Origin of the sequence: Sinisalibacter aestuarii, assembly GCF_027923545.1 — a bacterium.
Lineage (GTDB): Bacteria > Pseudomonadota > Alphaproteobacteria > Rhodobacterales > Rhodobacteraceae > Sinisalibacter > Sinisalibacter aestuarii.
On record NZ_BROH01000003.1, the window covers coordinates 81,979 to 97,271 of the forward strand.

11 protein-coding genes and 1 tRNA gene are annotated in these 15,293 nt (G+C 65.8%); 8 read left to right on the forward strand and 4 right to left on the reverse strand.

Going from position 1 to position 15,293, the window contains the following annotated elements; all coding sequences use genetic code 11:
* Positions 1–105: 105 nt before the first annotated feature.
* From zwf to pgi, 3 genes are read left to right on the forward strand one after another with little or no spacing between them, the layout of a single operon-like run.
* Positions 106–1,560: a glucose-6-phosphate dehydrogenase gene (gene zwf, locus QMG28_RS07160; RefSeq protein ID WP_281841535.1), complete on the forward strand. Its 1,455-nt coding sequence runs from the start codon at positions 106–108 to the stop codon at positions 1,558–1,560.
* A complete protein-coding gene (gene pgl / locus QMG28_RS07165; protein ID WP_281841536.1) occupies positions 1,557–2,234 on the forward strand; it encodes a 6-phosphogluconolactonase in 678 nt (225 codons plus the stop codon). Before zwf ends, pgl begins: the two co-directional genes overlap by 4 nt.
* Positions 2,235–2,268: 34 nt before the next feature.
* Complete coding sequence (gene pgi / locus QMG28_RS07170) at positions 2,269–3,885, forward strand: glucose-6-phosphate isomerase (protein ID WP_281841537.1); 1,617 nt, start codon at positions 2,269–2,271, stop codon at positions 3,883–3,885.
* A gap of 79 nt (positions 3,886–3,964) precedes the next feature.
* Here pgi and QMG28_RS07175 read toward each other — a convergent pair.
* Positions 3,965–4,038, reverse strand: a tRNA-Gly gene (locus QMG28_RS07175).
* Between the two features lie 310 nt (positions 4,039–4,348).
* Here QMG28_RS07175 and QMG28_RS07180 point away from each other — a divergent pair.
* Together QMG28_RS07180 and QMG28_RS07185 are read left to right on the forward strand one after the other, a co-directional pair.
* Positions 4,349–5,920 (forward strand): hypothetical protein, encoded by a 1,572-nt coding sequence (locus QMG28_RS07180; protein ID WP_281841538.1) that lies wholly within the window; start codon positions 4,349–4,351, stop codon positions 5,918–5,920.
* Positions 5,921–6,189: 269 nt separating this feature from the next.
* Positions 6,190–7,611, forward strand: a complete 1,422-nt coding sequence (locus tag QMG28_RS07185; protein ID WP_281841539.1) for a mannose-1-phosphate guanylyltransferase/mannose-6-phosphate isomerase — start codon at positions 6,190–6,192, stop codon at positions 7,609–7,611.
* Between the two features lie 3 nt (positions 7,612–7,614).
* On the opposite strand, the gene QMG28_RS07190 is transcribed toward QMG28_RS07185, so the two are convergent.
* Positions 7,615–9,036, reverse strand: a complete 1,422-nt coding sequence (locus tag QMG28_RS07190) for a T6SS phospholipase effector Tle1-like catalytic domain-containing protein (RefSeq protein ID WP_281841540.1) — start codon at positions 9,034–9,036, stop codon at positions 7,615–7,617.
* A gap of 65 nt (positions 9,037–9,101) precedes the next feature.
* Entirely contained in the window at positions 9,102–11,129 is a 2,028-nt protein-coding gene (locus QMG28_RS07195) for an ASKHA domain-containing protein (RefSeq protein WP_281841541.1), read from the reverse strand.
* A 122-nt stretch (positions 11,130–11,251) separates the two neighbouring features.
* Between QMG28_RS07195 and QMG28_RS07200 the strand changes: the two genes are divergently transcribed.
* Positions 11,252–12,661 (forward strand): SLC13 family permease, encoded by a 1,410-nt coding sequence (locus QMG28_RS07200; RefSeq protein ID WP_281841542.1) that lies wholly within the window; start codon positions 11,252–11,254, stop codon positions 12,659–12,661.
* A gap of 10 nt (positions 12,662–12,671) precedes the next feature.
* Here the strand turns inward: QMG28_RS07200 and QMG28_RS07205 are convergent, their stop codons facing one another.
* Positions 12,672–13,001, reverse strand: coding sequence for a HesB/IscA family protein (locus QMG28_RS07205; protein ID WP_491850072.1), 330 nt, complete (start codon positions 12,999–13,001; stop codon positions 12,672–12,674).
* Between the two features lie 94 nt (positions 13,002–13,095).
* Here QMG28_RS07205 and QMG28_RS07210 point away from each other — a divergent pair, with 94 nt between their 5' ends.
* The gene (locus QMG28_RS07210; RefSeq protein ID WP_281841544.1) at positions 13,096–14,259 is read left to right on the forward strand and encodes a deoxyguanosinetriphosphate triphosphohydrolase; all 1,164 of its coding nucleotides are present in this window, start codon (positions 13,096–13,098) and stop codon (positions 14,257–14,259) included.
* Positions 14,260–14,285: 26 nt separating this feature from the next.
* Positions 14,286–15,173: an HNH endonuclease gene (locus QMG28_RS07215; protein WP_281841545.1), complete on the forward strand. Its 888-nt coding sequence runs from the start codon at positions 14,286–14,288 to the stop codon at positions 15,171–15,173.
* Positions 15,174–15,293: the final 120 nt, after the last annotated feature.

Below are 15,293 nucleotides of genomic sequence, written 5' to 3' on the forward strand. Positions count from 1 at the left end.
GGTTGTGATGATGCCAGTGGATGCTAGACTTGCCCGGTTGCGTGGCGTAACAGGCGGGCGCGAACGGTTGTGTTAGCGCTAAATGTCACGGCATGGAGGTCCAATATGGTTTCGCGCGTCATCCCGGTTGATCCCTTCGATCTGGTGATTTTCGGAGGCACCGGAGACCTTGCCCGGCGCAAGATCCTGCCCGGCCTCTACCGCCGCTTCCGCGATGGCCAGATGCCCGAGGGCGTGAGCATCGTCGGCGCGGCGCGCAGCGAATTCGACGATGACGGCTACCGCGCCTTCGTGGCCGAGGCGCTGGCGGAATTTCTGCCGAAAGCCAAGCTTGAGCCGAAGGCGGTGAAGGGGTTCCTCGATCTTCTGGGCTATATCGCGGTGGACGCGACCGGCAAGGATGGCTGGGCGGAACTTGCCGGGCGGATGCGCAAGGGCGTGGTGCAGGCGTTCTACTTCTCGGTCGGGCCGAGTCTGTTCGGCGCGCTGGCCGAGCGGCTGCACAAGCACAAGATCGCCGGGGCGGATGCGCGGATCGTGGTGGAAAAGCCCTTCGGCCACGATCTCGAAAGCGCGAAGGCGCTGAACGCGACGCTGGCGAAGCATTTCCACGAAACCCAGATTTACCGGATCGACCATTATCTCGGCAAGGAAACGGTGCAGAACCTCATGGCCGTGCGCTTCGGCAACATGCTGTTCGAGCCCTTGTGGAAGAACCAGTATATCGACCATGTCCAGATCACCGTGGCCGAAACGGTGGGCGTGGGCGGGCGCGGCGCCTATTACGACAAGTCCGGCGCGATGCGCGATATGGTGCAGAACCATCTGATGCAGCTTCTGTGCCTGATCGCGATGGAGCCGCCCTCGAAATTCGACCCCGACGCGGTGCGCGACGAAAAGCTCAAGGTGATCCGCGCGCTGAAGCCGGTGGAGCACGAGCATATCGTGCGCGGCCAGTATCGCGCCGGCGACGGCACGCCGTCTTATGTCGAGGATGCGGAAAACCCCGACAGCCTCACCGAGAGCTTCATCGCGATGAAGGTGCACCTGGCCAACTGGCGCTGGAACGGCACGCCCTTCTACCTGCGCACCGGCAAGCGGATGAAGGCGCGCCATTCCGAGATCGTCGTGCGCTTCAAGGAGCCGCCGCATTCGATCTTCGAGGAGGATACCGGCCAGAGCGCCAACGAGCTGCGCATCCGCCTGCAGCCGAACGAGGGGATGGACCTGACGGTGACGATCAAGGAGCCGGGGCCGGGCGGGATGCGCCTGATCGACGTGCCGCTTGACATGACCTTCGCCGATGCGCTCGGCGAAGAGGCGAGCGACGTGCCCGACGCCTATGAACGGCTGATCATGGACGTGATCCGCGGCAACCAGACCCTGTTCATGCGCGGCGACGAGGTCGAGGCCGCCTGGGCCTGGACCGATCCGATCATCGGCGAATGGACGGAGCGCGAAGACCGTCCGCTGCGCTACGATGCCGGCTCGACGGGGCCGGAGGAGGCGCTTATCCTGATGCACAGGGATGGCCGGCGCTGGAGGGAACTCTCGTCATGAAGCTCAAGGAATACACAGACAGCGATATCATGTGGCTGCGGCTCACCGATCTGATCGCGGGCGAGCTGAACCGGGCGCTGATGCAACACGAGCGGGCCTCGCTCGCCGTGCCCGGCGGCACCACGCCCGGCCCGATCTACGATGTGCTCTCGGCGGTCGATCTCGACTGGAGCCGGGTCGACGTGATCCTGACCGACGAACGCTGGGTGCCGGAAGACGATCCGCGCTCCAATGCCCGGCTGCTGCGCGAGCGGCTGCTGGTCGACAAGGCCGCGGCGGCGCATTTCATCCCATATTACACCGGCGGCGACGCCTCGAAGATTGATATGATGGATGTCGCCGGCGAGGTGCAGAACCTGACCCCGCTCACCATGGTTTTGCTCGGCATGGGGGCCGACATGCACACGGCGAGCCTGTTTCCCGGCGCCGACAATCTCGCCAGGGCGCTCTCCGACACCGCCCCGGCGCTGGTGGCGATGCGCGCGCCGGGGGTGGACGAGCCGCGCGTCACGCTGTCGGCCGAGGTGATCAACGGGGCGATGAACAAGCACCTCGTCATCCTTGGCGACGAGAAGCGCGCGGCGCTGCTGGAGGCGGAGAATATCGGCGATCCGATGCGCGCCCCGGTGGCGGCGGTGCTCGACGGGCTGACGGTGCATTGGGCGAAAGACTGATCTGACCAACGAAGGCGATTGACGGGGTAGGGGTATGTCCTGGGATGCATTGAAGGACCACCGCGATGAGCAGGGTGGCCTGAGGATCGAGACGCTGTTCGACGATCCGGGGCGGGCGGCGGCGTTTTCGCTGCGTGCCGACGGGCTGCTGTTCGACTATTCCAAGACCTGCATCGACGCCACCGCGCGCGATCTGCTGCTGGCGCTGGCCGATGAGGCGGGCGTGACGGCGCGGCGCGAGGCGATGTTCACCGGCCAGAAGATCAACGAAACCGAGGGCCGGGCGGTGCTGCACACCGCCTTGCGCAATCCCGGGCCGGACCCGGTGGAGGTGGACGGGCAGGACGTGCTGCCCGAGGTCCATGCCACGCTGAAGCGGATGGAGGATTTTGCCGAGGGTCTGCGCTCGGGCCGGATTCGTCCGCCCGGCGGCGGGCGTTTCACCGATGTGGTGAATATCGGTATCGGCGGCTCCGATCTCGGCCCGGCGATGGCGACGCTGGCGCTCGCGCCCTACCATGACGGGCCGCGGCTGCATTACGTCTCCAACGTCGACGGCGCCCATATCCACGACACGCTGGACGGGCTCGACCCGGCCACCACGCTGGTGATCGTCGCCTCCAAGACCTTCACCACCATCGAGACGATGACCAACGCCGCCACCGCCCGCGACTGGCTGGCGGGCCGCGTCGGCACCGACAATGTGGGGCGCCATTTCGCCGCGCTCTCTTCGGCGCTCGACAAGACCGCCGCCTGGGGCATCGACCCGAGCCGGGTGTTTGGCTTCGAGGATTGGGTGGGCGGACGCTACTCGATCTGGGGGCCGATCGGGCTGGGGGTGATGATTGCCGTCGGGGTGAAGAACTTCCGCGATTTCCTGGCCGGCGGCTATGCGATGGACCGGCATTTCCGCACTGCCGAGGGTGCGGCGAACATGCCGCTGATGCTGGCGCTCACCGGCATCTGGCATCACCAGATCTGCGGCTACCCGACCCGCGCCGTGCTGCCTTACGAGCAGCGTCTGGCGCGGCTGCCCGCCTATCTCCAGCAGCTTGAAATGGAGAGCAACGGCAAGCGCGTGGCGATGGACGGCGCACCGCTGGAAATCGCCTCCGGTCCGGTGGTCTGGGGCGAGCCGGGCACCAATGGCCAGCACGCCTTCTACCAGCTTATCCACCAGGGCACGATGGTGGTCCCTTGCGAATTCATGGTCGGCGCCGAGGGGCAGGAGCCGGACCTGGCGCATCAGCACCGCCTGCTGGTGGCCAATTGCCTGGCCCAGTCCGAGGCGCTGATGAAAGGCCGCCCGCTCGATGCCGCGCGCGAGATGATGGCGGCGACGGGGCTGGCGGGCGACGAGCTGGAACGCCAGGCCCGCCACCGCGTTTTCCCGGGCAACCGGCCTTCGACCACGCTGGTCTATCCCCGGCTCACCCCCTTTGTGCTCGGCCAGATCGTCGCGCTCTACGAACACCGGGTCTTCGTCGAGGGGGTGGTGCTTGGCATCAACTCCTTCGATCAATGGGGGGTGGAGCTGGGCAAGGCGCTGGCCCGCGCGCTCGAGCCGATCGTGGCCGGTGATGAGGGCACCGAGGGCAAGGACGGCTCGACGGCGGCACTGGTCGCCTTCATTCGCGAGAATGGCGGCTAGTCGAAATTATCGCGTGGAAACAGAATGGTGCCGCACGATCTTCGCGCAATTTTCGTGCCATTCATGTCGTGAAAAGACCTGGAGCGGGTAGCGGGAATCGAACCCGCGCGTTCAGCTTGGGAAGCTGACAGGCTACCATTACATCATACCCGCCGAAGCAGGCCCTCAGATAAGTCAGGCCGTGGCCTGCGTCAAGGCGGATATCGGGGCCTGCCGGGGGCCGGGTGCGCACGGTGGGTGACAATCGCGGTTTATTGCGGAATACTCTCGCAAAGGCCCATTTTCACGACGTAGCGAGTGCGGTGAGAGCGAGTGCCCGGGCGCGACGGGACGGCAGACGAAGCGTGTTTCTGACCACCACTCCGATCGCCGCGCAGGCGCGGATCATGCGTCCGGACGGCTGTTGTATCGTCGCGGCAATCGCGGCGCGGTTCGTATGGATGGCGCGAGCGCGGGGTGGGGCATGAAGGCCGATCCTCCCGGCGCGCGCGCGCCGTTGCCTCTTCGTCTCGCGGTTCTGCTGCTCGCGCTGGCTTTCGTGTTCGGCATGGCCGTGACCTTTGGCGATGGCAGCTATGACTGGGATATCGACCACGAGATCTATTTCGGCCAACGCTTCCTCGCGGGTGAGCTGATCTGGACACAGGGCTTTCACGACAAGCTGCCCTTCGCGCAGATCGCCTTTTCCATCCCGGCCCGGTTTGACGACAGCATTACCGTGGTTCGGCTGCTGTCGCTCGTGAGCGTTGTGCTGGGCGCGCTGTCGATTGTGGTGATCCTGCCGAAGATCGCCGATCTGTCGGCGCTCCCGGTCGCACGGCGCGGATGGGCATTGGCCTTCGGAGCCTTGCTCTTTGCCTGCCTTGGCGTGCTGCAGATCTCGGGCCTTACTTCGGTCAACCCCGACGCGGCGAGTTTCGCGCTGATCGCGACGCTGTTGATGCTGTGGACGATGTGGCGGCCGGGCCTGTCGGGGCCTGCTCTGGCGCTGGCGCTGCTTGCCGGCAGCGTGTTTGCAGCGGCGAGCATATCGCTGCGGCCCTATTTTATCGCGCCGCTGGCGGTGGGCTTTCTCTTCGCCGCTGCCGGCGGGCCGTTTCGTGACCGGCCCCGCCGGGCGATTGCGGTGCCGCTCCTGTGGGTGCTGGCGATTGCGGCATTCGGCTTTGGGATGAATCTGCTGGGTTACGTCCTGACGGGGCAGGTGCAGGCGTTTCGTGACGGGCTTGCGACCCTCGCGAGCGATCTCAGTTCGCGCTCCTTCGTGAAAAGCCTTGCCATTGCGGCGCTGAAACCGCGCGCTGTCATCACTCTGCTGGCCTGGGCGGCGGTGCTGGCGCTGGTGCTGTTGCAGCCGCGCTATTTCCGCTCCGACCGGCGCGCGGGCCTTCTGCTGATCCTGCTGGTGGCTCAGGTGATCGCGCTGTTCGCCTTCCTGTCGGTCAACAGGTTCTGGGCGCATTACTTCCATTTTTTCAGTGGCTACCTTGCCCTGGCGGCCACGCTTGCCGTGGCCGGCTGGATGATCGCGCCATCCTCCGAGCGCGGGGCGCGGGCCACGGGCGCCGTTCTTGTGGGGTTCGCTGCCATCGGCGCGATCTGGTCGGCGGTCATCCTGGCGCTCGATTTCGGTCACCCGCACGAGGAGGAAGCGGCGCTTGCCGCGCTGCGGACCTACCTGGACGAGACCGGCCTGCGCAATGAAGACGTGCTCGCCCCAACCAGCATGTATTTCCAGTGGCGGTTGCACAGCCCGATCGGCGTGCTGCCCCATGTGGCCAATACCGAACATATCTGCATTGGCTGGTGGCAGCATGTCGACCCCGTCGCCTCTTTCCCGCTGCCGCCGACCGAGCCGGAGTATTGCCGCCTGTTGCTGAGCCAGCACCGCCCGGTCATCGTCGAACAGGTTTTCGCCGGCGTGGAGCGCTATTGCGACTGGGCGGCCTGCCTGCTGCCGAACGGCTATACGCTCGACCGGCAGATCCCGGTTTCGGACGGGAATGGACTGCGTATCTATCGCCTTGCGCCCTAGATGGAGCACCGCGATCCGCGCGCAGGCGGAAACAATTCGGTGCGATTGGTTCTGTTGGTCGAAATTTTCCTTATATTTCAATGCGAGGTGGGGTAGCAGGCCAGTTGAGCCATGTGAGCCGGCTTGACCGCATGGGCAGGAAGGCCACAATCGGGGCAAGGGATGGCGCCGGTGCGTTTGCGGCTGGCTCCGGGGCGCGTGACGGCGCCGGGATTGGTTTGACGAATTGGCCCGGAGATAGCCCGGGCAAAAGGAATGGGAGACACCCGATGATTACCCCTGTCTTGTTGTGCGGCGGCTCCGGCACCCGGCTATGGCCCTTGTCGCGCAAGTCCTACCCGAAGCAATTCGTGCCGCTGGTGGGTGAGGAGACGCTGTTTCAGGCCTCGGCCCGCCGGGTCGTCGCGCCGGATTACGCCGCGCCGCTGGTGCTGACCAATTCCGATTTTCGTTTCATCGTCACCGAACAACTGGCCGGAATCGGCATTGATCCGGGTGCGATCCTGATCGAGCCGGAGGGGCGCAACACCGCGCCCGCCGTGCTCGCCGCCGCCCTCTGGGTGGAGAAGACCGATCCCGACGGGCTGATGCTCGTCGCGCCCTCCGATCACGTGGTGCCCGATGCGCCCGCCTTCCGTGCGGCAGTGGAAACCGGAGCAGAGGCGGCGCGGGCCGGCAAGCTGGTGACCTTCGGGATCACCCCCGACCATGCCGAAACGGGCTATGGCTATCTCGAACTGGCCGAGGCGCCCGACATGAGCGCTCCGGCAGCGATGGACCTGTTGCGCTTCGTCGAAAAGCCCGATGCGGCGACGGCGGAGGATTACGTCGCCTCTGGCCGGCATCTGTGGAATGCGGGCATCTTCCTGTTCTCGGTGCGGGCGATCCTCGATGCCTTCCGCGCCCATGCCCCCGACCTCATCGCCCCGGTCAGCGCGGCGGTGGAGGCGGGCAGGCCCGACCTTGGCTTCCTGCGGCTCGATCCGGGCGCCTGGGCCGGGGCCGAGAGCATCTCTATCGACTATGCGGTGATGGAACGGGCCGGCAACCTCGCCGTGGTGCCCTATGGCGCCGGCTGGTCGGACCTCGGCGGCTGGGACGCGGTCTGGCGCGCTTCGGGGCCGGACGAAAACGGCGTGGCCACCTCTGGCCCGACCACCGCCATCGACTGCACCAACACGCTGTTGCGCTCGGAAGACGAGGGGCTGCAACTCGTCGGCCTCGGGCTTGAGAACATCATCGCCGTGGCGATGCCCGACGCGGTGCTGGTGGCCGATGCCTCGCGGGCGCAGGATGTCAAACAGGTGGTGAGTGCGCTCAAGGCCAAGGGCGCGGGTCAGGCCGAGACCTTCCCGCGCGATCACCGGCCCTGGGGCTGGTTCGATTGCCTCGCGCTCGGCGACCGCTTTCAGGTCAAGCGTATCGTCGTGCATCCCGGCGCGGCGCTGAGCCTGCAATCGCACCACCACCGGGCGGAGCACTGGATCGTGGTGCAGGGCACGGCGCAGGTGACGATCGACGAGAATGTGAAACTGGTGAGCGAGAACGAATCCGTATTCATCCCGCTCGGCGCGCGTCACCGGATGGAGAACCCCGGCAAGGTGCCGATGGTGCTGATCGAGGTGCAGACCGGCGCCTATCTCGGGGAAGACGATATCGTCCGGTACGAAGACGTTTACGCCCGCGGCTGAGCCTCAGCGCCGGGGCGGCAGGTTGGGCGGGCAATAGCGCGGCATATATTCCCACCGCGTGCGGGCGCTCTCATCCACCCGGTGAAACTCCGGCCTGTCGGGGTTTCGCGGAATCCGGCGCGGCTCCTTGAGGGGCAGATACCACCAGGCAAGGCTGCGGCGATACCAGCGTGGCCGCCCCGGCTCGCGCCGCGCGCGCGATTTCGGGAAGATCTCCAGCAGGTGCCACAGCAGCGGCGCAAGCAGCCCGCGCGGCCAGTGCGAATCGTGGATCGGTGCGAGCGGGTCCGGCCCGGCATAGGCATGGCCGCCGGGGGTGCGGTGGCTGGTATGGCCCTCCCAGTAGCCGCGCCGGTGGCCCTGCTTGATCTTCAGCCCCGGCGCATGGGTGATCCAGCCGGGCCGGGGCAGGGGCGTTGTCTTGCCCTCGGCGGCGCGTTTGGCCTCGCGCGCGTCGATCCCGGCGATCAGCCGGGCATGATGGGCCTCGTCCTCGGCATCGGCCAGCGCCTCCATCCGTTCCAGCTCGTCGAGCATCCACACCAGGGTGATCTTGCCAATGCCGCTCTCGTCCTCGCGGGCGCTGCCGCCGATATCGGAATGGTAGCCGGGAAACCAGCGCTGGCGGACGAACTGGCTGCGCCGCCGGCTCGCGTGGCGGTAATTGTTGCCGTAATAGGCGTGGGCGTCCGGCCCGGTCTCGTCCCAGAGCTGGGCGCGAAACAGCGAGCGGCGCTCGTCGATGGCCAGCGCATGGAGCACGATCCGCACCGAGACATTGGCGTTCACGCTGGCATGGGTGCCGAACTCGGCCAGCGAGCCGTGCCGGAGCAGATTGCGCCCGATCCGGCGGAAGCGGATCATCGAATTGACCGTATCGAAGAGCAGGAGCGCGCGGATCGGTGCAGGCTGGGGCCGCAGCGCCTGCGCATAGGCGCGCATGGCACGGAAGACCGTGGCGGGATCGTCGCCGGGATCGGAATCGGTGATCCGCCGGTAGGCGCGGAACACCGGCGCCACGAGGTGCAGCTTGTCGGGCGTGAGCAGGCCGAAATTGTGGATGAATCCGGCAAGGATGCGCGCGCCATAGGCCCCGCGCGAGAAACCGGCGATATAGATCCGGTCTTTCTCGTAATCCTGCCTGGTGTCGCGTTCGCCCGCATGGCCGTATTCGCGGCAGATATAGCGGTAGGCGTCGAGCACATCGTCTTCCAGCCCATAGCCGAAAGCCTGCCCGATCAGCCCGAGGATCGCCTGCCGGGTCGGGCCGAGAAGCTGCGAGCTGTCATTGGTGCCCACACCCATGATGTAGCGCACGGCCTGGGTGTTCTTGTCCAGCCCCTTGTAGAGCTTGAGGATATTCGTGTCGCGGTCGCCGATCTCGTTATTGGTGCCGTCGATGCAGACGATGATCTTGCGGGCCATGAACGCGCCTCCCTGATGCAACCGAGGGTAGCGCGGGGGGCGTGAAACTCAAGCCCGCCCGAGGCTCAGCGCCGCCGCCTGCGCCGCCGCGCCCCGTCCTCGCCGCCGGCCCCGGTGAAGACCGGCTCGGGCAGCGGCACCACGGCGCGCAGGCCGGTGAACGGATCGGCGGCGTTGGGCAGCGCGGTAGCGGCGACGAAATGCTCCTGAAAGCGCGGCTCGATGGCGGTTTCGACCTTCTCGACCTCGTGGACCACGCGCTCGATCTCGGCGCGCGCGCCGGTGTTGAGCAGCGCGATCCGCGCACCGGTGCCCGCCGCATTGCCCGCGGAGGCCACCTTGTCGAGCGGCACATCCGGGATCATCCCCAGCACCATCGCGTGTTTGGCGCTGATATGCGCGCCGAACGCCCCGGCCAGCACCACCCGGTCCACATGATCGACGCCGCGCTTGTCCATCAGCAGCCGCGCGCCCGCGTAGAGCGCGGCCTTGGCCATCTGGATCGCGCGGATATCGGCATTGGTGACGGTGATGCGCGGGGTGGTCTCGTCGCCCTGCCAGAGCACGTAAGACTGGGTGCGCCCGTCGGCGATGCAGCGGGGCGTGCCGGTTTCTTCCGCCGTGCCGATCAGGCCCTTGGCGTCGACGATCCCGGCCATGCGCATCTCGGCCATGACCTCGATGATGCCCGATCCGCAGATGCCGGTAAGGCCGGTGCCCGCGATGGCGGCGGCAAAGCCCGGCGCGTCGGACCACAGATCGGAGCCGATCACCCGAAAGCGCGGCTCTTTCGTCGCCGGGTCGATCTCGACCCGCTCGATGGCGCCGGGCGCGGCGCGCTGGCCGGCGCTGATCTGCGCCCCCTCGAAGGCGGGGCCGGTGGGCGAGGAACAGGCCAGCACGCCCGACTTGTCGCCCAGCAGGATCTCGGCATTGGTGCCGACATCGACCACCAGAACCAGATCGTCGGATTTGTGCGGCGCTTCCGAGAGCGCCACAGCGGCGGCATCGGCCCCGACATGGCCCGCGATCAGCGGCAGCACATAGGCGCGGCTGGCCGGGGCGAGGGCGGTCAGCCCGAGATCGGCGGCGCTGAGCCGCTGCGCCGCGCCGGTGGCCAGCGCGAAGGGGGCCTGACCAAGCTCGTAGGGGTCGAGCCCGAGGAACAGGTGATGCATCACCGGGTTCATCACGAAGGCGCTGTCGAGGATCTCGCCCGCCGAGATCCCGGCTTCCGCCACCAGCGTGGCGATCAGCCCGTTCAGCCCCTCGCGCACGGCTCCGGTGAGCTCCGCCGCGCCGCCCTCGTTCATCATCGCGTGGGAGACGCGGCTCATCACGTCTTCGCCATAGCGGATCTGCGGGTTCATCAGCCCGGAAGAGGCGACCACCTCGCCGGTGGTGAGGTTGGTGAGATGGCCCGCGATGGTGGTGGAGCCGATATCGACGGCAAGGCCATAGGCCCCCTCGTGAAACCCGGGCCAGAGCGCGATCACCGTGGCTGGCCCATCGGTATGGATCGCGGCGGTCACGGCCCATTTTTCCTTGCGCAGCGTCTTCTGCAGATCGGGAAGCAGGGCGAAATCGAAATCGAGCGCGTCGAGCCCCATTTCGGCCTTGAGCGCCGACAGCAGCCGCTCCAGATCGCCCTCGGGCTTGTGCATGTCGGGCTCGGCGACCTCGACGTAATGCAGCCGTACCGCCGGATCGAGCACGATGTCGCGCACTTCGGCGCGCTTGCGCACCACCTGCTTATGCACCTGGCTTTCGGGCGGCACGTCGATCACCACATCGGCGAGAATCTCGGCCTGGCAGCCAAGCCGGCGGCCCGGTTTCAGCCCGCGCACCCGGTCATAGCGCTCTTCGACGGCGTTGACGGGCGAGAGCGCATCCTCGCCCACGGTGATGCCATGCTTGGCGTGCTGGCCGAAGCTGGGCGCGACCTGGCATTTGGAGCAGACCCCGCGCCGGCCGCAGACCGAATCGAGATCGACGCCGAGCGCGCGGGCGGCGTCCAGCACCCTGGTGCCCGGCGCCACGCGGCCGCGCTTGCCCGAGGGGGTGAAGATCACGAGGGGGTCTTGGTCTGCCATGCGGGTCTCCGATTGGGCCTTTGTAGCGTGCGGGCGGGGCGGTGCAAGCGCTCGCGCTCAGCAGAGCAGGGGCGGGGCGGTGGCATCTGGCCATTTGCGCCGGGTTCGGCCACAACACCGACATGACCGCGCCATCCAGCCCCGCCACCCGCAGCCACGACCGCCGCCGCCTCGCAAAGATCGCGGGGCTGGCGCTGGTAACCGGGGCCACGGCGCTCGCCGCCTTCACCGCGATGGAGCCGCGCATGGCGGCCACGGCGGTGCTCACGGTGGTCTGTATCGGCCTCTGGGCCACCGCGCTGGTGCCGGAATACTGGACCGGCTTCGCCTTTTTCCTCGCCGCGATGCTGCTGCATCTCGCCCCCGCCGAGGTGGTGTTTTCCGGCTTCCATTCCTCGACCTTCTGGCTGCTGTTCTCGGGCCTCGTCCTCGGTGCGGCGATCAAGCATACCGGGCTCGGCAAGCGCTCGGCGGCGCTGCTGGCGCGGATGCTGGGGCGGCGCTACTGGCAGGTGATTGCGGGCATCGTCCTGTTCGGGGTGGGGCTGGCCTTCATCATGCCCTCGTCGATGGGGCGGGTGGTGATGCTGGTGCCGATCATCATCGCGCTGGCCGATCACATGGGCTATGGCCCCGACGACAAGGGGCGCATCGGCATGCTGATGGCCGGCGCCTTCGGCACCTTCGCGCCCGCCTTCACCATCCTGCCCGCCAATGTGCCCAACATGATCCTCACCGGCATGGCCGAGGCGCAATATGGCCAGCATCTTTCATACTTCACCTATATGCTGCTGCATTTTCCGGTGCTCGGGGCGCTGAAGGCGGGCGTGGTGGTCGGGCTGATCCTGTGGCTCTTTCCCGACCGCGATCCGGCCCCGGTTCCGGCGGACGACCGCGCCGCGACGCCGATGAATGCCAGCGAGCGGCGGCTGATCGCACTGCTGGCGCTGGCGCTGCTGTTGTGGTTCACCGACGCGCTGCACGGCATGTCGCCCGCCTGGGTCGGGCTCGGCGCCGCGCTTTATGCGCTCTGGCCCGGATCGGGGCTGACCTCGAAGACGGTGCTGAACGAAGATATCAGCTATGGCCCGCTCTTTTTCATCGCCGCGATCATGGGGCTGGGCGCGGTCAGTTCGGCCACCGGGCTGGGCGAAACGCTGGTGGCGATGATGAGCGAGCAGGCGGGCTTTGCGACCGACCGTCCGGTGGGCAATGTGGTGGGGCTCGCCCTGATTTCGACGCTGGTCGCCACGGTCACCAACCTGCCCAGCGTGCCCGCGATCATGACGCCGCTGGCGGGCGAGCTGGCCGTGGCCACCGGCCTGCCGCTCGCCACGGTGCTGATGACGCAGGTGCTGGCCTTCTCCAACGTGCTCCTGCCGCATCAGGCGCCGCCGCTGGTGATGGCGACGCAGGTGGCAAAGCTGCCCTCGGGCGCCCTGCTGCGGATGACGCTCTCGCTTTTCGCGCTCACGCTGCTGGTGCTCACGCCGCTCGACCTGGTCTGGTGGCATGTTCTTGGCCTCCTGTGAGGCCAGCGGGTTACATCGAGAACGAGGTGCCGCAGCCGCAGGACGAGGTGGCGTTGGGGTTGTCGATCACGAAGCGTGCGCCGATCAGCTCTTCGGTGAAGTCGATCACCGCATTGGCAAGGAAGGGCAGCGACACTTCGTCGATCACCACCCGCTCGACGCCATCGGGCCCGTCAAGCACCAGATCGCCCTCGGCGGGATCGTCGAGGCTGATATCGTACTGAAAGCCGGAGCAGCCGCCACCTTCAACGGCGATGCGCAGCGCCTTGCCGCTTTCGCCCGCGCCGATCTCGTGCAGACGGCTATAGGCGCGTTCGGTCACTTTCGGGGGCAGGGTCAGTTCCATGACAACCTCGGGTTTCGTCTGTTCGCGTTTTGTGAATATATGGGCGGCGGGACAGGGCGGCAAGGACCGCCGCGATCACAGAGGCACCATGCTCGCCAGTTATGCCTGCACCCCCGCCGAAACGCGCGGGCGGCTCTACGATGAAAACGAGAGCGCCTTCCGCTCGCCGTTCCAGCGCGACCGCGACCGGATCATCCATTCCTCGGCCTTCCGCCGGCTCAAGCACAAGACGCAGGTCTTCGTCGAGCATGAGGGCGATTATTACCGCACCCGGCTGACCCATTCGATCGAGGTGGCGCAGGTGGCGCGCACCATCGCCGGGGCGCTGGGGTTCAACGAATATCTCACCGAGGGCGTGGCGCTGGCGCATGATCTGGGCCACACCCCCTTCGGCCATACCGGCGAGGATGCGCTGAACGCGCTGATGAAGCCCTATGGCGGCTTCGACCACAACGCCCAGGCGCTGAAGATCGTCACCTCGCTGGAGCGCCATTACGCCGAGTGGGACGGGCTCAACCTGACCTGGGAAAGCCTTGAAGGCATTGCCAAACACAATGGCCCGGTGACGCTGCTGCGGGGCGACGGCCCCGTCACCGGCGATCTGCCCTTCGCGCTGGCCGATTACAACGCAAGGCACGACCTTGAATTGCACACCCATGCCAGCGGCGAGGCGCAGGTGGCGGCAATCTCCGACGATATCGCCTATAACAACCACGATCTGCATGACGGGCTGCGCGCCGGGCTGTTCACCGTCGCCGAGATCTGCGATCTGCCCATTGTCGGGCGGGCCTTTGCCGAGGTGGACCGGAAATATCCCGGCCTCGGCGCCGAACGCCGCCGCCACGAGGCGCTGCGCCGGGTGTTCGGGGTGATGGTGGAAGACGTGCTGATCACCTCGCGCCGTCTGTTGCAGGAGGTCAATCCCGGCTCGGCGGGCGATATCCGCATGGCGGGCCGCCCGGTGATCCGCTTCTCGGACCATTTGTTCAACGATCTGAAAGAGATCCGCGCCTTCCTGTTCAAACGGATGTATCGCGCCCCCTCGGTGGTGGCGATGCGCGAACAGGTGACGCGGGTGGTCGAGGAGCTGTTTCCGCTGTTCATGAACGACACCGCGCTGCTGCCGGAGGATTGGCGCGAGGATGTGGCGCGGGCGCAGAGCGAGACGGAACTGGCGCGGATCGTGGGCGATTACATCGCCGGGATGACGGACCGCTTCGCGCTGGAGACGCATAAGCGGCTGATTGGGTAGGGGGCAAAGCCTTTGCGGACTATTAATTGGCAAGCCCGGACCGGCAAAACCGGCCCATAGTTGACTTTCACCATTCAGGAACCGATGCAACCTGGCTTTCCCGAAGCAGTCATTTATGGCATTTGCTTGAGGAATTTCGCTCGCTACCGATTTGTTTTTGTTATGCAGTCAAAGTTGCGCAGGGAAGCAAAGGTCCGTTGTGCGGCGACGACGGGCAAAACTTAGGGGATCAAATGGCGTTTGCACCTAAAGATACAAAGCTTCTATGGGGACGGGCCGCGGGTATTTGTAGCAACCCAGAATGTCGCAAGAAACTCACCGCGACGGGCGCTGATGGAAAGAGTTTTCTGACTGGGGAGATGGCACACCAAATCGCGCAAAGTCCTGACGGACCACGTGGGGCGGACGGCGGAGGAGATGATACTTATGATAACCTGATCCTTCTTTGCCCAACTTGCCATCGAACTATCGACAAGGCGCCTGAAGGCACATTTCCTGTAGAGCTACTGAAGGAATGGAAGAAGATACACGAAGATTGGGTTGATAGTTGGGCAACGGAGGGGACATACAAAACATCGGCCGAGGTGGCGAAGGAGATTCAGCGCCTCTTGATTGAAAACCGCACACACTTTGAGGAATATGGCCCAAAGTCTGATGCGGCTGCGGAAAACCCCGCTTCCACTGCTCAAGCGATTTGGGCCGCGCGAAAGTTGGACACTCTTCTGCCGAACAACCGAAGGATCGTATCGCTGATGGAAAAATATTCCAAAATGATGCCAGACGCCGCAATTTCTAGTTTTCCAAAATTCAAAATGCATGCCGAGGCATTTGAGGGAAATCAGTACGAAAGGGTTGAAAAATACCCTTTGTTTCCAAGCGAGTTTGCTGAGGCGATAGAGGAAATTTTGGAGTGACTAACGGCTCAAATGGTTACGGCGTGACTTTACCTCAGATCCGCTTCATTTCGAAGCTGCTTCACGCGCACAGAAATGTTGAGCAGGTTACTAGGACAAACGACATTCAGTTTGACTTAA